The organism is Rhizobacter sp. Root1238 (genome assembly GCF_001425825.1).
In the GTDB taxonomy this organism is placed as follows: Bacteria; Pseudomonadota; Gammaproteobacteria; order Burkholderiales; family Burkholderiaceae_C; genus Rhizobacter.
In genome coordinates this window covers 1-18526 of record NZ_LMDM01000013.1, presented here as the reverse complement: position 1 = coordinate 18526, position 18526 = coordinate 1, and the positions used below count along the sequence as shown (strand labels likewise).

Here is an 18526-nt window from a genome sequence, read left to right as displayed (position 1 = left end):
GAACAAAGCCCCCCCGCAGGGGTGAGCCCGGGAGTCTCACTCACTCCCGACCAGCCCGTTGCGGATCGCATAAACCGTCATCTCCGAGTTATTCGAGAGGCCGAGCTTCTCCAAGACACGCGCGCGATACACGCTCACCGTCTTCGGACTGAGCATCAGTTCCTCCGCGATGTCCGACAGCCGCTTGCCCGACGCAATCATCACCAGCGTCTGCAATTCCCGGTCGGACAACTTCTCGTGCGCCGCCTCGCTCGACGGCGTCGTCAGGCTCTCGACCAGCATCTGCGCGATCTCGGGCGTCACGTACTTGCGGCCCTGCCCCACCGTGCGCACCGCGGCCACGATGGTCGCCGGGTCGCCGCCCTTGTTCACATAGCCGAACGCGCCCGCCCGCAAGGCGCGGATCGCGTACTGGTCCTCGGGGTACATCGACACCACCAGCACCCGCATCGTCGAACCCTCGTCCTTCAACACGTGCAGCACGTCCAGCCCGCTGCGGCCCGGCAGGTTGATGTCGAGCACCAGCACGTCGCAGCCGCCCGTCGTGCGCAGCAGCGAACGCAGCTCGGTGTAGTCGCCGGCCTCGCCGATCACCTCGATGTCGGGGGCGTCCGACAAGGTGTCGCGGATGCCGCGCCGGATCAGCGCATGGTCGTCGCACAGGATCACTTTGATCATCAGATGTTCCCCCACACCGTCGGGTCGTATGGCGCCGACGGCTCCTCGGCGATCTCGAAATCCAGCTCGTCGGACATCATCTCGAGCGGCACCGACAGGATCAGCGTCGTTCCCGCCGGCCCGCTGCTCAGGTCCACCCAGCCGCCCACCGTGCCGGCCCGCTCGTGCAGCCCGCGGATGCCGAACGAACGCGCTTTCGCGAGGTCGTCCTGGTTCAGGCCGCGGCCGTTGTCGCTGATCTCGAGCGACAGCACCCCGCCGGCAAGCGTCAGGTCGATCTGCACGTGGCTCGCGTGCGCATGCTTGGTCACGTTGGTCAGTGCCTCCTGCGCCGTGCGGTACGCCACCAGCGGCACGCCGGCCGGCAAGGTCAGATGGTCGTAGCGGCTGCGGAACTCGCAGGTCACGCCGGTGCGCTTCTCGAAACGGCTCGCCATCCACTGCAGCGCGGCCACCAGGCCCTGCTCCAGGATCGCCGGCCGCAGGTTGTGCATCACCCGCTGGCTCGCCTCGATCGCATGGCTCACCGTCTCGAGCGCCGAATTGACCCGCGCCAGCACCTCCGGCGAATCGGAATGCCGCGCAATCCAGGCCAGGTCGAACTTCAGCGCCGTCAACGAACCGCCGACGTCGTCGTGGATCTCGCGCGCGATCGCCGCCCGCTCCGACTCGACGCTGGTCTGCAGGTGCTGCGCGAGCTCGTGCACCCGCTGCTTCTGCTCGCCCAGCTCGCGGTCGGCGCGCTGGCGCGCCAGCAGCAGCTCGTGCGCCTCGACCGCATGCAGCAGCGCCGGCACCAGCCGCGCCAGGTTGTTCTTCAGCAGGTAGTCGCTGGCGCCGTTGCGCATCGCCTCGACCGCGGTGTCTTCGCCGATCTCGCCGGACACCAGGATGAACGGGATGCTGCGCCCGCTCGCCTTCAGCAGGTCGAGCGCCACCAGGCCCGAAAAGCCCGGCAGGTTGTAGTCGGACACGATAATGTCCCACTCCTGCGACGGCTCCAGCGCCTGCAGGAATTCGAGCTCCGAATCGACCCGGATCGCGTCGACGTCGAGCCCGCCGCGGCGCAGGTGGGCCAGCGTCAGGTGGTGGTCAAGCTCGGAGTCCTCCAGGTGCAGGAGTCGCAGGCGCTGCTCGGACAGAGGCGGAGACATGGCTCGCAGTATGCCAAGCAACCGGCGCGCGGGTGCCAACTTCGCACGCTCGCGACCGCCATTCGAATTGGCAGCACTTTTCACCGGTGATTGAGCTAATGCTTTCCCGTCCCCTGCCGAAAATGCCAGACAGATAGCACGCCCTGCGCAGGAGCTCCCCTGCACAGCGCCCGATCCCTCACTTTCGAGCGGAGATTTGGATGCAGATGAACGACGCCAACGATGCCGGCATGCCACCCGCCCCCGCGGGCATGGCATTGCTCGCCGCCGCCGACCTGCAGGACCACCTGATGTCGGCCACCAACGATCTGGAACGCCTTCAGACCCTGCTGGCCGACGCCTGCGACACGCTGATGCAGCGCTTCTACGGCGCCTCGGAGCAGATCCGCACGCTGCGCGAACGCCCCCACTCGGGCGAAGAAAGCGACGAAGTGTTCAGCGGCGTCATGCAGGACCTGGGCGGCGCGGTCACCGCGCTGCAGTTCCAGGACATGGCGTCCCAGCTGATCCACCACACCAACCGCCGGTTGCGCAGCTGCGTCGACCGGCTGGCCCGCGAGGCCTTCGCGGATGACGAAGACGGTGAGACCGTGGTCGAGGAAGCCCCGCTGCGACCCAACCCGGTGACCCAGGCCGAGATGGACGTCGGATCCATCGAGTTGTTCTAGGCCGCCCTCAAGACTCCAGTCCACCTACCGAAACAGTTTTCGAGAAATCCGGAGAAACCCATGCATTCCATCCTCGCGGTCGACGATTCGGCCTCCATGCGCCAGATGGTGTCCTTCACGCTGAAGAGCGCCGGCTACAACGTCGTCGAGGCCGTCGACGGCCAGGACGCGTACGAGAAGACCAGCGGCCGCGACTTCGACCTCGTGCTGACCGACCAGAACATGCCCCGCATGGACGGCATCAGCCTGACGAAGAAGCTGCGCGACAACCCGAAGTTCAAGAGCACGCCGATCCTGATCCTGACCACCGAGTCGAGCGACCAGATGAAGCAGGCCGGCCGCAGCGCCGGTGCCACCGGCTGGCTGGTCAAGCCGTTCGATCCGGCCAAGCTGATCGAAGTCATCAAGAAGGTCGTGCGCTGAGCGCCCCGCGCTCGCGCCCGACTTCTCCGCCACCGACAACATAACGACATCCATCCAGGAGCACGCCATGGGCGAGATGACCTCCGAGGGCTCTCAGCTGAGCGCCGGCATCGACCTGAGCCAGTTCTATCAGGTCTTCTTCGAAGAAGCGGGCGAGAACCTCGACCGCATGGAGAAGCTGCTGCTCGACCTCGACATCGAGTCGGCCGACGACGAGGAGCTCAACGCGATCTTCCGTTGCGCGCACTCGATCAAGGGCGGCGCCGCGACCTTCGGCTTCTCCGATGTCGCCGAGCTGACCCACCAGATGGAGACGCTGCTGGACAAGCTGCGCCGCCATGAACTGACCCCGACCGCGCCGATGGTCGACGTGCTGCTGCAATCGGGCGACGCGCTGCGCGCCCAGCTGGCACGCCACCAGGGCAACGGCGGCGACGAGCTGGACACGACCGAGCTGCTGTTCAACATCCGCGCGATGGTGGCCGGCGAAGCGCCCGTCGCGACCGCGGCACCCACCGCCCCGGCCGAGAAGCCGAAGGCGGCTGCGCCGGCGTCGGCGATGCCCGCGCCGTCGGCGCCCAACCATGCACGCGTGCTGGAGCTGCGCGTCGGTCCGCTGAAGAACCTGGCGGACGCCGACAACCTGGTCGAGCTGTTCAAGGAAATCACCGACCTCGGCACCATCGAGCCGCTGGACAACGGCATGTCGGCCGACGGCATGCGCCGTTTCAAGATCTGCACGACCAGCACCGACAGCGACCTGCTGGACCTGTTCACCTTCCACGTGGCACGCGAGCAGGTCACGCTGCTGCCGCTCGGCCCGGGCTACGGCTTCCACGACGGCGCCCCGGGCGCCCCGGCGGCCGCCGCGCCCAGCGAGGCCGACCTCGGCTACGGCTTCTTCGACGACGCCCCGGGCGCACCGAATGCCGTCGCGGCACCGGCCGCCGATGCGGCGCCGGCCGACGACGCCGGCACGCCGGTCGAGTCGGCCAAGCCGGTCGCAAAGCCCGCGCCCAAGGCCGAGAAGGCCCCGGCCGCCGCGGTCGAGGCGTCGACGCTGCGCGTCTCGGTCGAGAAGGTCGACCAGCTGATCAACCTGGTCGGCGAACTCGTGATCACGCAGGCCATGCTGGCCCAGAACAGCCAGGGGCTCGACCCGGCGCTGTACCAGCAGCTGGCCTCCGGCCTGGCCGACCTGGACCGCAACACCCGCGATCTGCAGGAATCGGTGATGTCGATCCGCATGATCCCGATGTCGATGGTGTTCAGCCGCTTCCCGCGCATGCTGCGCGACCTGGCCGCCAAGCTCGGCAAGAAGGTCGACTTCGTGACGCTCGGCGAAGCCACCGAACTGGACAAGGGCCTGGTCGAGAAGATCACCGACCCGCTGACCCACCTGGTGCGCAACAGCTGCGACCACGGCATCGAGACCCCGGCCGACCGCGTCGCCAAGGGCAAGCCCGAGACCGGCACCATCACGCTGAGCGCGTCCCACCAGGGCGGCTCCATCGTCATCGAGGTGCGCGACGACGGCCGCGGCCTGTCGCGCGACAAGCTGCTGAAGAAGGCCCGCGAGCGCGGCATCCCGGCACCCGACTCGATGACGGACCAGGAGGTGTGGGGCCTGATCTTCGCGCCCGGCTTCTCGACCGCCGACGTCGTCACCGACGTCTCCGGCCGCGGCGTCGGCATGGACGTGGTCAAGAAGAACATCACCGCGCTGGGCGGCACCGTCGAGATCGATTCGGCCGAAGGCTACGGCATGCGCGTCTCGGTGCGCCTGCCGCTGACGCTGGCCATCATGGACGGCATGTCGGTGGGCGTCGGCGAAGAGGTCTACATCCTCCCGCTGTCGTCGGTGATCGAATCGTTCCAGGTGCAGCCCGACATGGTCAAGACGATCGGCGGCTCCGGCCGCGTGGTCGAGGTGCGCGACGAGTACATGCCGGTGCTGGAGATGGAGCACGTCTTCAACGTGCCGCGCTTCGACTTCGAGCACGTCAGCGGGATCATGGTGGTGGTCGAGGCCGAAGGCGGGCGCGTCGCGCTGCTGGTCGACGAGCTGCTCGGACAGCAGCAGGTCGTCGTCAAGAACCTCGAAGCCAACTACCGCAAGGTCAACGACGTGTCGGGCGCCACCATCATGGGTGACGGTCGCGTGGCGCTGATCCTGGACGTCGGCAGCCTGGTGCGCCGTTCGCGCCACTGAGCTTCGCCGTTCATTTTTCTCCCAATCTTTCCGGAGCTCGACGATGAAGTTGAATGACGTTCGAGTCGGCGCGCGCCTGGGAGGCGGTTTCGCCGTCACCCTCGCGTTGCTGTGCCTGATCATGGTCGTCGGCGTGTGGCGCCTGGGCAGCATCGCCCAGGCCACCCAGCAGATGATGGCCGAGCCGCTCGCGAAGGAACGGCTGGCGGCCGAATGGGCGCGCAACGTGTCGATCGGCGTGACGCGCGGCAAGGCGATCGCCAAGAGCCCGGACGCCACGCTCGAAGGGCTGTTCTCCGACGATGCCAAGGCGTCGACGGCGCGCGCCAACGAGATCACCCAGGCGCTGAAGGCCTTCCCGACCTCGCCCGACGAGCAGGTGCTGCTCGACCGCATCGCCGAGACGCGCAAGACCTACCTCGTGGCGCGCGACGGCATGACGGCCGCCAAGCGTGCCGGCAACACCGAAGAAGCGACGCGCATCTATGACAGCAGCTTCCAGGTCGTCGCGCCGGTCTACGTGGCGGTGATGCAGGCCTACGTGGACTACCAGAAGAAGGCCATCGACGAGATGGCGAAGCGCATCGATGCCGACGCGCTGCGCGGCCGCCTGCTGATCGGCGTGACCGGCTGCCTGGCGCTGGTGTTCGGCGCCGTGTTCGCCTGGCTGCTGACGCGCTCGATCACCGTGCCGGTGGCCGAGGCGGCCCGCCTGGCCGACGCGGTGGCCGGCGGCGACCTGTCGCGCCGGGTCACGGCCAAGGGCCGCGACGAGATCGCCGGCCTGATGCGCTCGCTCGGCAAGATGAACGCCAGCCTGCACGACATGGTCACGCAGGTGCGCCAGTCGGCCGACAGCATCCAGGTCGCCAGCGGCGAAGTCGCGACCGGCAACCAGGACCTGAGCGCCCGCACCGAGCAGACCGCGTCGAACCTGCAGCAGACCGCGTCGTCGATGGGCCACCTGACCGGCACCGTCAAGCAGACCGCCGACTCGGCCCGCACCGCCAACCAGCTGGCGTCGTCGGCGCAAGGCGCCGCCGGCAAGGGCGGCGAAGTGGTGTCGCAGGTCGTCTCGACGATGAACGACATCCATGCGAGCTCGAAGAAGATCGCCGACATCATCGGCGTGATCGACGGCATCGCGTTCCAGACCAACATCCTGGCGCTGAACGCCGCGGTGGAAGCGGCGCGTGCCGGCGAACAGGGCCGCGGCTTCGCGGTGGTCGCGAGCGAAGTGCGCAGCCTGGCACAGCGCAGCGCGCAGGCGGCCAAGGAGATCAAGAGCCTGATCGACGCATCGGTCGACAAGGTCGACTCCGGGTCGCGCCTGGTGGCGGATGCCGGCCAGTCGATGACCGAGATCGTCAACAGCGTGCGCCGCGTCACCGACATCATCGGCGAGATCACGTCGGCCGCGTCGGAGCAGAGCGACGGCATCGGCCAGGTCAACACCGCGGTGACGCAGCTCGACCAGATGACGCAGCAGAACGCCGCGCTGGTGGAGCAGTCGGCCGCGGCAGCCGAGTCGCTGAAGGAACAGGCGCTGCGGCTCTCGGGCGTGGTGTCGGTGTTCCGGCTGACCGCCTGAAGCCAGTGACCTGAAAAGCGCGTCAGCGCCCTGTTCGTTCTCATAGGAGCGCTGCATGCAGTTCAGTTTCCGCAACGCCCGCATCGGCACCCGGCTCGGGCTGGTCTTCAGCCTGCTGGTGCTGCTGATGGTGCTGGCCACCGGCTACGGCGCGCTCAAGCTGAAGCAGACCACGTCGACGCTGAAGCGCCTGTCGGCCACCGAATGGCAGATGACGCAGCTGGCGCGCGACTGGAATGCGCAGGCCGCGATGAACACGCTGCGCGTGACGACCAACGCCCGCCTGGGCACCGGCGAGTTCTCCGACGAGCTGACGAAGCAGTCGAAGCTGACCGCGGTGGCCAACGCCGAGCTCATCAAGAAGATCGAGGCGCTGGTCTCCGACGCGGAGATGAAGGCGCTGTTCGACAAGGCGGTGCAGGCGCGCAAGGTCGCGCTCGCATTCGACCCGCAGCTCGATGCGCTGAAGAACAGCGGCGACTTCGTCGCGCTCGAAGGGCTGCTGGCCGGCGATTTCGACAAGACCCGCAAGACCTACCAGGCCGCCGTCGACGAGCTGGCCGCGCTGGCCACCGCCCGCGCCGCCGCGGCGCAGGAACACGCGGAAGCCGGCACCAACCTCGCGGCCACCGTGGTCGGCGTGCTGGTGCTGGTGTGTGTGGGCGTGGCCGGCGGCTTCGGCTGGTGGCTGACGCGCTCGATCGCGGTGCCGATCGGCGAAGCGGTGCAGCATGCCCGCGCGATTGCCGGCGGCGACCTGTCGCAGGCGGTGTCGATCGAAGCAGGCGGCGAAGCCGGCGAGCTGGCGCGCGCGCTGGCCGAGATGCAGGCCTCGCTGCGCCGGCTGGTCGGCGAGGTGCGCAGCACCACCGACAGCATCACGACCGCCAGCGCCGAGATCGCGACCGGCAACCAGGACCTGAGCCACCGCACCGAACAGACCGCGAGCAACCTGCAGCAGGCCGCGTCGTCGATGGAGCAACTGACCGGCACCGTCAAGCAGAGCGCCGACTCGGCCCGCCAGGCCAACCAGCTGGCCTCGTCGGCGGCNAAGCGCTTCGTCGCGATCAACTGCGGCGCGATCCCCAACCTGCAGCAGGCCGCGTCGTCGATGGAGCAACTGACCGGCACCGTCAAGCAGAGCGCCGACTCGGCCCGCCAGGCCAACCAGCTGGCCTCGTCGGCGGCCGAGGTCGCCGCGCGCGGCGGCTCGGTGGTCGCGCAGGTCGTCACGACGATGGACGAGATCAACGCCAGCTCGAAGAAGATCAACGACATCATCGGCGTGATCGACGGGATTGCGTTCCAGACCAACATCCTCGCGCTGAACGCGGCGGTGGAAGCGGCGCGTGCCGGCGAGCAGGGCCGCGGCTTCGCGGTCGTCGCCAGCGAAGTGCGCAGCCTGGCGCAGCGCAGCGCGCAGGCCGCCAAGGAAATCAAGGGCCTGATCGGCGCCAGCGTCGACCGCGTCGAAGCCGGTTCGCGGCTGGTGGCCGATGCCGGCACGACGATGAACGAGATCGTCGGTTCGGTGCAGCGCGTGTCGGACATCATCGGCGAGATCACCGCCGCGTCGTCCGAGCAGAGCGACGGCATCGGCCAGATCAACACCACGGTGACGCAGCTCGACCAGATGACCCAGCAGAACTCGGCGCTGGTCGAGGAAAGCGCCGCCGCCGCCGAAAGCCTGCGCGACCAGGCGCAGCGCCTGTCGCAGGCCGTCGGCGCGTTCCGCTTCGAAGCCCGGCACTGAGCCGCTCCACCCCTTCCACTGATTGCAGAACATCATGCGCATCCAGGACCTCCGCATCGGCACCCGCATCTGGTTCGCCGTGAGCGTCTTCATCGTCTCGCTGCTGGTGCTGGTCGCCTTCACCGCGTGGCGTTCGGCCCAGGTGCAGGCGCTGTCCGACGAGGCGCTGGCGCTGTCGGACACCAAGATCCGCACCGCGGCCCGCTGGGCCAGCCTGACCGAGGCGGCCGTCGCGCGCGCCCAGGCCGGCGCGATCGCGAGCGACGACTCGGTGCGCACCGCGTTCAAGGGCACCAACGACAAGGCGATCGCGCAGATCACCGAGCTGCAGAAGCAGCTGAAGGAGATGCCGCAAACCGACGCCGAGACGCAGCAGATGGCGAAGATCGCCGCCGACCGCAAGATCGTGCTCGACACCTCGGCCGAGATCACGAAGAAGAAGGAAGGCGGCGACCTGGAAGGCGCCCGCACGCTGGCGATGGGCGGCTTCGCCCAGGCCGTCGACACCTACATGCAATCGCTGCGCGGCTTCGTCGCGCTGCAGGAGCAGGCCGCGCAGGCCACGCGCGAGCGGCTGTCGGCCGAACGCCGCAGGACGGTGACGCTGGCAGCGGGCGTGGTCGCGCTGATCATCGTCGGCGCGCTGTTCGGCACCTTCGCGCTGGTCGGCTCGATCCGCCGCCCGCTCGGCGAGGCGATCGCGCTGGCCGATTCGATTGCCGGCGGCGACCTGAGCCCGCGGCCGGCGGTGAACCGCGGCGACGAGATGGGCGACCTGATGCGCGCGCTGCAGACGATGACGGCCGCGCTCGGCCGCGTCGTGCAGCAGGTGCACTCCGCCAGCGACAGCATCCGCACCGCCAGCACCGAGATCGCGACCGGCAACCAGGACCTGAGCGCCCGCACCGAGCAGGCCGCGTCCAGCCTGCAGCAGACCGCGTCGTCGATGGAACAGCTGACCGGCACCGTCAAGCAGAGCGCCGATTCGGCCCGCCAGGCCAACCAGCTGGCCTCGTCGGCCGCCGAAGTCGCCGCGCGCGGCGGCTCGGTCGTTTCGCAGGTCGTCACGACGATGGACGAGATCAACGCCAGCTCGAAGAAGATCAACGACATCATCGGCGTGATCGACGGCATCGCGTTCCAGACCAACATCCTGGCGCTGAATGCCGCGGTGGAAGCGGCGCGCGCCGGCGAGCAGGGCCGCGGCTTCGCGGTCGTCGCGAGCGAGGTGCGCAGCCTCGCGCAGCGCAGCGCCGAGGCGGCCAAGGAAATCAAGGCGCTGATCGGCGCCAGCGTCGACCGCGTCGAGGCCGGCTCGCGCCTGGTCGCCGATGCCGGCACGACGATGAGCGAGATCGTCGGCTCGGTGCAGCGCGTCAGCGACATCATCGGCGAGATCACCGCCGCGTCGTCCGAACAGAGCGACGGCATCGGCCAGATCAACACCGCGGTGACGCAGCTCGACCAGATGACGCAGCAGAACGCCGCGCTGGTCGAGGAAAGCGCCGCCGCCGCCGAAAGCCTGAAGGACCAGGCCGCGCGCCTGGCGCAGGCGGTCGGCACCTTCCGGCTCGCCGCGCACTGATCGTGCGTTCTCGAGTCGTCCCGCCCTGAACCTGACCTGCTCCACCCGAGGTTCCCCATGCTCAACCTGTCCTTCAAACGCAAGATCGGCCTGCTGGTCGGCGCGTCGATCCTGGCGCTCATCCTGCTGACCGTCGCGTCCAGCCTGCGCATGCGCAGCCAGATCGTCGAAGGGCGCAAGGGCCAGCTGGTGACGGCGGTCGAGGCCGCCTACAACATCGCCGCCGGCTTCGAGGCGAAGGCGACCGCCGGCACGATGAGCAAGGAAGACGCGCAGAAGGCGGCCAAGGACGCCATCCGCGTGGCCCGTTACGGCGCCGACGCGAAGGACTACCTGTATCTCTTCTCGATGGACGGTGCCGCGGTGATGCACCCGCTGAAGCCCGAGTGGGACGGCCAGCCGATGATCGGCAAGGTCAAGGACAGCAAGGGCCTGGACATCATCCAGGGCGAGATCGACGCGCTGCGCGCCAGCAAGGACGGCCGTGCGTGGCTGATGACCGACTTCCCGCGCCCCGGCAAGACCGAGTCGGCGCCCAAGCTGATGTACGTGATGCAGCTGAAGAGCTGGGGCTGGCTGGTCGGCTCCGGCCTGTACATGGACGACGTCGACGCCCAGGTGCGCGACACCGCGGTGCAGGGCCTGCTGATCACGCTGCTGATCCTGGCCGGCATCGGCGCGCTCGGCGTCGTGATCGCCCGCAGCGTGCTGCGCCAGATCGGCGGCGAGCCGAGCGACGCGATGGCGGTGATGGGCGAGGTCGCGCGCGGCAACCTGGCGGTCGACCTGAGCCAGTCGGTGCCGGGCAGCCTGCTCGACTCACTGGCGCAGATGGTGCGCTCGCTGCGCAGCACGGTCAGCCAGGTCCGCCAGAGCACCGACAGCATCTCGACCGCGTCGGGCGAGATCGCGACCGGCAACCAGGACCTGAGCGCCCGCACCGAACAGACCGCATCGAACCTGCAGCAGGCCGCGTCGTCGATGGACCAGTTGACCGGCACGGTCCGGCAGAGTGCCGATTCGGCCCGCCAGGCCAACCAGCTGGCGTCGTCGGCGGCCGAGGTCGCCGCGCGCGGCGGCTCGGTCGTCGCGCAGGTCGTCTCGACGATGGACGAGATCAATGCGTCGTCGAAGAAGATCAACGACATCATCGGCGTGATCGACGGCATCGCATTCCAGACCAACATCCTGGCGCTGAACGCTGCGGTCGAAGCCGCGCGTGCCGGCGAGCAGGGCCGCGGCTTCGCGGTGGTCGCGAGCGAGGTGCGCAGCCTCGCGCAGCGCAGCGCCGAGGCGGCCAAGGAGATCAAGGCGCTGATCGGCGCCAGCGTCGATCGCGTCGAAGCCGGCTCGCGGCTGGTCGCCGATGCCGGCCAGACGATGCAGGAGATCGTCGGCTCGGTGCAACGCGTGTCGGACATCATCGGCGAGATCACCGCCGCGTCGTCCGAGCAGAGCGACGGCATCGGCCAGGTCAACACCGCCGTCACGCAGCTCGACCAGATGACGCAGCAGAACGCCGCGCTGGTCGAGGAAAGCGCCGCCGCCGCCGAAAGCCTGCGCGACCAGGCCNCGCGTGTCGGACATCATCGGCGAGATCACCGCCGCGTCGTCCGAGCAGAGCGACGGCATCGGCCAGGTCAACACCGCCGTCACGCAGCTCGACCAGATGACGCAGCAGAACGCCGCGCTGGTCGAGGAAAGCGCCGCCGCCGCCGAAAGCCTGCGCGACCAGGCGAAGCGCCTGGCCTCGGTCGTCGCGACCTTCCGGCTGGACGCGGGCGACAGCCCGCTGCCGCAGCCGGCCGCGACGCCCGTCGCGGTGGCCCGGCCTGCCGTGGCGGCGTCGAAGCCCGCCGCGCCGAAGCCCGCCGCAGCGAAGCCCGCAACCCCGAAGGCCGTCGCGCCTGCCCGCGCCGCACCGAGCCCGGTGACCGCCGCGGCGCCGGCCCCGCAGGCCGCACCGCAACCCGCCCCGGTTGCCAGCAAACCCGCCGCCACCGTCGCCCCTGGCGACGACTGGGAAACCTTCTGAACCCTGCTCTGCCATGAACCTGAACAACCTCAGCATCCGCACCAAGCTGATCGGCGGCTTCGGCCTGGTCCTCGCGATCGCGCTGCTGCAAAGCCTGCTCGCGATCTCGCGCCTGGGCCACGTCAATGCGAACGCCACGGACATCGCGACCAACTGGCTGCCCAGCGTGCGTGCGCTCGGTGAGCTCAACAGCGACCTGGCGTCGTACCGCTCGGTGCGCCTGCGGCTCGCGCTGATCGACACCTCGCTCGAGGTGGAGCCGATCGAGGCCTCGCTGAAGAAGGTGGAAGGCAACTTCGAAACGCACCGCGCCGCCTACCAGGCGATGATCAACTCGCCGGAAGAAAAGGCGATGTACGAGCAGTTCGCGCAGCAGTGGAAGAGCTACCAGGCGATCAACCCCGAGCTGCTGCGGATGGCCAAGGAGATGGACACCGCCGGCGTCAAGAAGCTGGTGAACGGGTCGGCCGGCCAGTCGTACACCGATGCCCGCGCATTGCTCGTCAAGCTGATCGAGCTGAACACCGCCGGCAGCATGGCCGCGGCGGCCGATGGCGCGAAGACCTATGAATCGTCGCGCACGATGCTGATCGCCGGCCTGGTCGCGATGACCGCGATCGGCCTGTCGATCGCCTGGTTCGTCTCGGGCGGCCTCGCGCGTGCCGCGGCGCGTGCGGTGGTCGATGCGAACCGCATCGCCGACGGCGACCTGAGCCAGCCGATCCTGTCGAGCGGCAGCGACGAGATGGGCCAGCTGCTGAAGGCGCTCGGCGACATGCAGGACAAGCTGCGCGGCATCGTCGGCGGCGTGCGGCAGAACGCCGACGGCGTGGCGACCGCCAGCGCGCAGATCGCGCAGGGCAACAACGACCTGAGCAGCCGCACCGAACAGCAGGCGAGCGCGCTCGAAGAGACGGCCGCGTCGATGGAGCAGCTGTCGAGCACGGTCAAGCAGAACGCCGACAACGCCCGCCAGGCCAACCAGCTGGCGATGAGCGCATCGAGCGTCGCCGTCTCGGGTGGCGAGGTGGTCAATCGCGTCGTCGACACGATGAAGGGCATCAACGACTCGTCGCGCCGCATCGCCGACATCATCGGCACGATCGACGGCATCGCGTTCCAGACCAACATCCTGGCGCTGAACGCCGCGGTGGAAGCGGCGCGTGCCGGCGAGCAGGGCCGCGGCTTCGCGGTCGTCGCGAGCGAAGTGCGCAGCCTCGCGCAGCGCAGCGCCGACGCCGCCAAGGAGATCAAGACGCTGATCTCGACCAGCGTCGAGCGCGTCGAGCAGGGCACCGCGCTGGTCGACGAAGCCGGCACGACGATGGCCGAGGTGGTCGCGTCGATCCGCCGGGTGACCGACATCATGGGCGAGATCACGTCGGCGAGCGTCGAGCAGTCGGCCGGCGTCAGCCAGGTCGGCGAGGCGGTCACGCAGATGGACCGGGCGACGCAACAGAACGCGGCGCTGGTCGAGGAAAGCGCGGCCGCGGCCGAGAGCCTGAAGGTGCAGGCGGCGCAGTTGCTGGCGAATGTGGCGGTGTTCAAGCTGTCGGCGACGCATGCCGCCGCGCCGGCACCGGTCTTCCAGCCGGCCCGGCCGGCCCGGCCGGTGCCCGCCGCCGTGGCCCGCCCGACGTCGAAGCCGGTGGCGAAAGCCCCGGCGGCGGCGGTCGCCAAGCCGGTGGCGCCGGTCGAGCCGGTGCTGGCCTCCGCCCCGGCCCCGGCCCCGGCCCCGGCCCCGCGTCCGGCGCTGGCCACCGCCCCCGCCGGTGCGGACGACTGGGAAACCTTCTGACTGCGTGAGGCTTCTTCTCACTGCGTGAGGCGGCGCCGGGTCTCGCCCCGGCAGGCGAGTCACTTTCATTTGAGCCAGCAAATGAAAGTGACTCGCCCGGCAGGGCGAAACCTGCCGGAGGCACAGCTCAGCGTCCGGGGCGAGACCCGGCAGCAGCCTCACGCAGTAGAGAAGCCCCGGATATCCCCGTCTTTTGGCCCGACGGCCGACTTGCCCTGGCTCACAGAATCGGCATCGGACCGGTACAGCCGGACCGCTCCGTGCCGATAAAGGCACCAGCGCATCCGCTTTCCGGCGGATGCAGTCCCGCCACCGCGCCCGCGAGCGCCCCGTCTGCCGAGGAATTCCAATGTCCAAGCACCTCTTCCTGTGCGCCCTGCTGGCCGCCGCCGCCCTGCCCGCCTTCGCCAAGGACGGCAATGCCACCGCCGACGAAGCCTCCGCGATGGTCAAGAAAGGCGTCGCCTACATCAAGGCCAGCGGCAAGGACAAGGCTTACGCCGAGATCAACAACAAGGCCGGCCAGTTCACCGACCGCGACCTCTACCTGGTCGTCTACGGGCTCGACGGCGTCGTGCGCGCCCATGGTGCGAACGAAAAAATGATCGGCAAGAACCTGCTTGAGCTGAAAGACGTCGACGGCAAGCCCTTCGTGAAGGAACGCGTCGAACTCGCCCAGTCCAAGGGCACGTTCTGGCAGGACTACAAGTTCACCAACCCGGTCAGCAAGAAGATCGAGCCGAAGCGCGCGTACTGCGAGCGGCTCGACGACGTGGCCGTCTGCGGCGGCATCTACAAGTAAGCCTCGTCCGTCCCACCCGCACGACCGGAAGCCCGCCATGAAACTCGGACTCAAGCTGCTCGCAGCCCCCGTGCTGACTGCCGTCGTGGTGTTCTCGATGGCCTCGGTGAACACCGCGCTGATGAGCGCCGAAGCAACCAAGAACAGCGAGGACTTCCGCAGCGACCTCGAGTCGTTCCGCACCATCACCAGCGTGCAGGACCAGCTCGGCCAGATCCACGCCGGCGTCTACCGCACCGTCGCGCTGATCGGCTCGCTCGACGAGCCGAAGATCAAGACAGCCCGCGAATCGCTGGCCAACCAGCTGGGCGGCCTGAAGCGCACGCTGGGCGGCCTCGCGGACGCCGATCGAAGCGACGCCGCCCTGGCCACCGAGATCAAGGCTGCCACCGCGCAGATCGACAAGTACCGTGGCCAGGCCGATTCGGCGATCGACCTGTCGTCGGTCGACCCGAACACCGGCATCGCCGCGATGCAGGGTGCCGACGAGACCTTCGGCGCGCTGGCCAAGGGCATGGGCGGCATGGTCGCCCGCATGGACCAGCAGTCGTCCGCGTCGATGGACGCGTCGGCCGCCCGCTCGCGCCGCACCAGCCTGCTGCTGGCCGCGCTCGGCCTGCTGGCTGCCGCCGCGACGGTCGGCGTGGCCTGGCTGATGCAGCGCCGCATCGTCGGCGAGCTGAGCCGCGCCGCCCAAGTCGCCGACCAGGTGGCCGACGGCAAGCTCGCGATCGATGCGCGCACCGACCGCAGCGACGAACTCGGCGACCTGATGCGCGCCCTCGACCGCATGACCCGGCAGCTCAGCCGCTCGCTCGCGACGGTGCTGGAATCGTCGTCGTCGATCGAGAACGCCAGCGCCGAGATCGCGACCGGCAACCAGGACCTGAGCCACCGCACCGAACAGGCGGCCAGCAACCTGCAGCAGACCGCCTCGTCGATGGAGCAGCTCACCGGCACCGTGAACCAGAGCGCCGACTCGGCCCGCCAGGCCAACCAGCTGGCGTCGTCGGCCGCCGAGGTCGCCGCGCGCGGCGGCTCGGTCGTCGCGCAGGTCGTCTCGACAATGGACGAGATCAACGCCAGCTCGCGCAAGATCGGCGACATCATCGGCGTGATCGACGGCATCGCGTTCCAGACCAACATCCTCGCGCTGAACGCCGCGGTGGAAGCGGCGCGTGCCGGCGAGCAGGGCCGCGGCTTCGCGGTCGTCGCCAGCGAGGTGCGCAGCCTTGCCCAGCGCAGCGCGCAGGCCGCGAAGGAGATCAAGGGCCTGATCGGCGCCAGCGTCGAACGCGTCGAAGCCGGTTCGCGGCTGGTGGCCGATGCCGGCCAGACGATGAACGAGATCGTCGGCTCGGTGCAGCGCGTCACCGACATCATCAGCGAGATCACCGCCGCCGCCGCCGAGCAGAGCGCCGGCATCGGCCAGGTGAACGGATCCGTCACCCAGCTCGACCAGATGACGCAGCAGAACGCGGCACTGGTGGAGGAGTCCGCAGCCGCTGCGGAAAGCCTGAAAGACCAGGCGGCGCGGCTGCGCAGCATCGTCAACAACTTCCAGCTCGCCGGAGAGCGCTCATGAACCTCACCCACCTGATGCGTCAATTCACGATCCGCACCCGCATGGTCGGCGCGATCGCCATCGTGCTCGCGCTGCTCGCGCTGGTCGGCGGCGCCGGCCTGACCGGGCTGCTGCGGCTGCAAAGCCTCAGCACCGCCTTCATGACCAGCTCGTTCGCCGACAGCAACTCGCTGGCTTCTCTGCGCACCGCGCTCGGCGAGATGCGCCTGGCCGAGAAGGAAATGATCGTCAATTACGAGAAGGCGGAGGAAGTGACGCGCTTCAGCGGGCAATGGACCGCCGCGCGCGAGCGCGTGATTGCCCAGCTGAAGACGCTGCAGGCCGGCACGCCCGACGACAGCACCGCGCTGGCCACCCGCATGGAAACCGAACTCGCCGCCTACGCCACCGCGATGGCCCCGGTGATCAAGCAGCTGGAGAACAGCGGCTACGACTCGGCCACGGTGGCCAACCGGGTGATGGGCCGCGCGAAGGAAGCCATCGGCGCCGCCGAGAAGACGGTCGCCGAGCTGCAGAAGACGCTGGGCACCGAAGGCAAGCAGGCCGAGGCCGCCCGCCAGGCGATGACACGCCAGACCATCACGCTGTTCGCGGTCGCGCTCGGCATTGCGATCCTGATCGTCGTGCCGGCCACGCTGATCAACATGCAGAGCATCTGCCGCCCGATGAGCGAGGCGCAGGCGCTGGCCGCGTCGATCGCGCGCGGCGACCTGACCAACCAGATCACGCTGATCGGCCGCGACGAATCGACGCAGCTGATGCAGGCCTTGTCGGACATGCAGGGGTCGCTGCGCACGCTGGTCGGCCAGGTGCGCAACTCGACCGACAGCATCTCGACCGCCAGCGCCGAGATCGCGACCGGCAACCAGGACCTGAGCGCCCGCACCGAGCAGACCGCGAGCAACCTGCAGCAGGCCGCGTCGTCGATGGAGCAACTGACCGGCACCGTCAAGCAGAGCGCCGACTCGGCCCGCCAGGCCAACCAGCTGGCCTCGTCGGCGGCNCCTGCAGCAGGCCGCGTCGTCGATGGAGCAACTGACCGGCACCGTCAAGCAGAGCGCCGACTCGGCCCGCCAGGCCAACCAGCTGGCCTCGTCGGCGGCTGAAGTCGCCGCGCGTGGCGGCTCGGTCGTCTCGCAGGTCGTCACGACGATGGACGAGATCAACGCCAGCTCGAAGAAGATCAGCGACATCATCGGCGTGATCGACGGCATCGCGTTCCAGACCAACATCCTCGCGCTGAATGCCGCGGTGGAAGCGGCGCGTGCCGGCGAACAGGGCCGCGGCTTCGCGGTGGTGGCGGGCGAAGTGCGCAGCCTGGCGCAGCGCAGCGCGCAGGCGGCGAAAGAGATCAAGGCGCTGATCGGCGCCTCGGTCGAGAAGGTCGATTCCGGTTCGCGCCTGGTCGCCGACGCCGGCAAGACCATGAGCGAGATCGTCGGCTCGGTGCAGCGCGTGTCGGACATCATCGGCGAGATCACCGCCGCGTCGTCCGAGCAGAGCGACGGCATCGGCCAGGTCAACACCGCCGTCACGCAGCTCGACCAGATNGCGCGTGTCGGACATCATCGGCGAGATCACCGCCGCGTCGTCCGAGCAGAGCGACGGCATCGGCCAGGTCAACACCGCCGTCACGCAGCTCGACCAGATGACGCAGCAGAACGCCGCGCTGGTCGAGGAAAGCGCCGCCGCCGCCGAAAGCCTGCGCGACCAGGCCCAGCGCCTGGCGTCGGTGGTCTCGACCTTCCGGCTCGATGCGCAGGCCCTGCCGTCCGCGCCCGCACCGAAGGCGCCCGCACCGGTGGCGCCCGCCGCTACCAAGCCGGCCGCGGCATCGAAGCCCGCCGCCGCGCCGGTCGCCAGGCCCAAGCCGCCGGCGGCGGCCACGAGCACCCCCGCGAAGCCTGCCGCAGCCCCGGCCGTGACGAAAGTCGCAGCCGCCGCCCCGAACCCGGCGCCCGCCCCGGTCGCCGGCCCGGCCTTCGCCGCGACCGCGCCCAGCGACGACTGGGAAACGTTCTGAGCCCGCCGGGGCGCGCTGATCCACCCTTCAGTTCGCCCCGCTCCCGCCGATAGTGACGGCAACGCAGTCTTCCGACCCTGACAGGACCCCACCATGGACATGATCCACGAAGCCTCCCATGTGGCCCGGCATGAAGCCGCCCGCGCTTCCGCCGCCACCCAGTCCGGTGGCGAGTTCCTGACCTTCCGCCTCGGCGCCGAGGAATACGGCATCGACATC

At 69.2% G+C, this 18526-nt stretch carries 11 protein-coding genes and 6 pseudogenes; 15 read left to right on the top strand and 2 right to left on the bottom strand.

The annotated features are described in order from the left end of the window. Positions 1-36: 36 nt before the first annotated feature. Positions 37-678: a response regulator transcription factor gene (locus ASC98_RS12335; RefSeq protein WP_056802318.1), complete on the bottom strand. Its 642-nt coding sequence runs from the start codon at positions 676-678 to the stop codon at positions 37-39. Beyond that, positions 678-1832, bottom strand: coding sequence for a histidine kinase (locus tag ASC98_RS12330; RefSeq protein WP_056802315.1), 1155 nt, complete (start codon positions 1830-1832; stop codon positions 678-680). Before ASC98_RS12330 ends, ASC98_RS12335 begins: the two co-directional genes overlap by 1 nt. Before the next feature lie 200 nt (positions 1833-2032). On the opposite strand from ASC98_RS12330, the gene ASC98_RS12325 reads away from it, so the two are divergent. From ASC98_RS12325 to ASC98_RS31630, 15 genes and pseudogenes are all read left to right on the top strand, one after another. Beyond that, positions 2033-2500: a hypothetical protein gene (locus tag ASC98_RS12325; RefSeq protein ID WP_056802313.1), complete on the top strand. Its 468-nt coding sequence runs from the start codon at positions 2033-2035 to the stop codon at positions 2498-2500. 60 nt (positions 2501-2560) lie between these two features. Beyond that, the gene (locus ASC98_RS12320; protein ID WP_047511098.1) at positions 2561-2923 is read left to right on the top strand and encodes a response regulator; all 363 of its coding nucleotides are present in this window, start codon (positions 2561-2563) and stop codon (positions 2921-2923) included. Positions 2924-2990: 67 nt separating this feature from the next. Continuing rightward, positions 2991-5135, top strand: coding sequence for a chemotaxis protein CheA (locus ASC98_RS12315; RefSeq protein WP_056802309.1), 2145 nt, complete (start codon positions 2991-2993; stop codon positions 5133-5135). A 43-nt stretch (positions 5136-5178) separates the two neighbouring features. Continuing rightward, positions 5179-6726 carry a methyl-accepting chemotaxis protein gene (locus ASC98_RS12310; RefSeq protein ID WP_056802308.1) on the top strand — a complete coding sequence of 516 codons (1548 nt, stop codon included), beginning with the start codon at positions 5179-5181 and terminating at the stop codon, positions 6724-6726. A 55-nt stretch (positions 6727-6781) separates the two neighbouring features. Beyond that, positions 6782-7776, top strand: a pseudogene (locus ASC98_RS32045) (HAMP domain-containing protein); the annotation flags it as partial. Between the two features lies 1 nt (position 7777). Continuing rightward, positions 7778-8479 (top strand): methyl-accepting chemotaxis protein (locus ASC98_RS31660; protein ID WP_235581245.1); only part of this gene is annotated, 702 nt, incomplete at its 5' end. Between the two features lie 34 nt (positions 8480-8513). Continuing rightward, positions 8514-10064 (top strand): methyl-accepting chemotaxis protein, encoded by a 1551-nt coding sequence (locus ASC98_RS12300; RefSeq protein ID WP_200957061.1) that lies wholly within the window; start codon positions 8514-8516, stop codon positions 10062-10064. A gap of 57 nt (positions 10065-10121) precedes the next feature. After that, a pseudogene (locus ASC98_RS12295) lies at positions 10122-11636 on the top strand (methyl-accepting chemotaxis protein); the annotation flags it as partial. Position 11637: 1 nt separating this feature from the next. After that, a pseudogene (locus ASC98_RS31655) lies at positions 11638-12099 on the top strand (hypothetical protein); the annotation flags it as partial. 13 nt (positions 12100-12112) lie between these two features. Next, a complete protein-coding gene (locus ASC98_RS32115; RefSeq protein WP_056802300.1) occupies positions 12113-13897 on the top strand; it encodes a methyl-accepting chemotaxis protein in 1785 nt (594 codons plus the stop codon). Between the two features lie 349 nt (positions 13898-14246). Continuing rightward, on the top strand, positions 14247-14699 hold the full coding sequence (locus tag ASC98_RS12285; RefSeq protein WP_056802297.1) for a cache domain-containing protein: 453 nt from the start codon (positions 14247-14249) through the stop codon (positions 14697-14699). 37 nt (positions 14700-14736) lie between these two features. Next, on the top strand, positions 14737-16284 hold the full coding sequence (locus tag ASC98_RS12280) for a methyl-accepting chemotaxis protein (RefSeq protein ID WP_082542126.1): 1548 nt from the start codon (positions 14737-14739) through the stop codon (positions 16282-16284). Further along, positions 16281-17287 (top strand): annotated as a pseudogene (locus ASC98_RS31640) (MCP four helix bundle domain-containing protein); the annotation flags it as partial. The gene ASC98_RS12280 and the pseudogene ASC98_RS31640, both read left to right, overlap by 4 nt. A gap of 1 nt (position 17288) precedes the next feature. Beyond that, positions 17289-17834 (top strand): annotated as a pseudogene (locus ASC98_RS31635) (methyl-accepting chemotaxis protein); the annotation flags it as partial. Between the two features lies 1 nt (position 17835). Continuing rightward, positions 17836-18307, top strand: a pseudogene (locus ASC98_RS31630) (methyl-accepting chemotaxis protein); the annotation flags it as partial. Between the last annotated feature and the right edge of the window lie 219 nt (positions 18308-18526).

Bases quoted from the DNA above. Each gene is read 5' to 3' on its own strand.
- ASC98_RS12335 (WP_056802318.1), bottom strand. From the start codon at position 678: ATGATCAAAGTGATCCTGTGCGACGACCATGCGCTGATCCGGCGCGGC.
- ASC98_RS12330 (WP_056802315.1), bottom strand. From the start codon at position 1,832: ATGTCTCCGCCTCTGTCCGAGCAGCGCCTGCGACTCCTGCACCTGGAG.
- ASC98_RS12325 (WP_056802313.1), top strand. From the start codon at position 2,033: ATGCAGATGAACGACGCCAACGATGCCGGCATGCCACCCGCCCCCGCG.
- ASC98_RS12320 (WP_047511098.1), top strand. From the start codon at position 2,561: ATGCATTCCATCCTCGCGGTCGACGATTCGGCCTCCATGCGCCAGATG.
- ASC98_RS12315 (WP_056802309.1), top strand. From the start codon at position 2,991: ATGGGCGAGATGACCTCCGAGGGCTCTCAGCTGAGCGCCGGCATCGAC.
- ASC98_RS12310 (WP_056802308.1), top strand. From the start codon at position 5,179: ATGAAGTTGAATGACGTTCGAGTCGGCGCGCGCCTGGGAGGCGGTTTC.
- ASC98_RS12300 (WP_200957061.1), top strand. From the start codon at position 8,514: ATGCGCATCCAGGACCTCCGCATCGGCACCCGCATCTGGTTCGCCGTG.
- ASC98_RS32115 (WP_056802300.1), top strand. From the start codon at position 12,113: ATGAACCTGAACAACCTCAGCATCCGCACCAAGCTGATCGGCGGCTTC.
- ASC98_RS12285 (WP_056802297.1), top strand. From the start codon at position 14,247: ATGTCCAAGCACCTCTTCCTGTGCGCCCTGCTGGCCGCCGCCGCCCTG.
- ASC98_RS12280 (WP_082542126.1), top strand. From the start codon at position 14,737: ATGAAACTCGGACTCAAGCTGCTCGCAGCCCCCGTGCTGACTGCCGTC.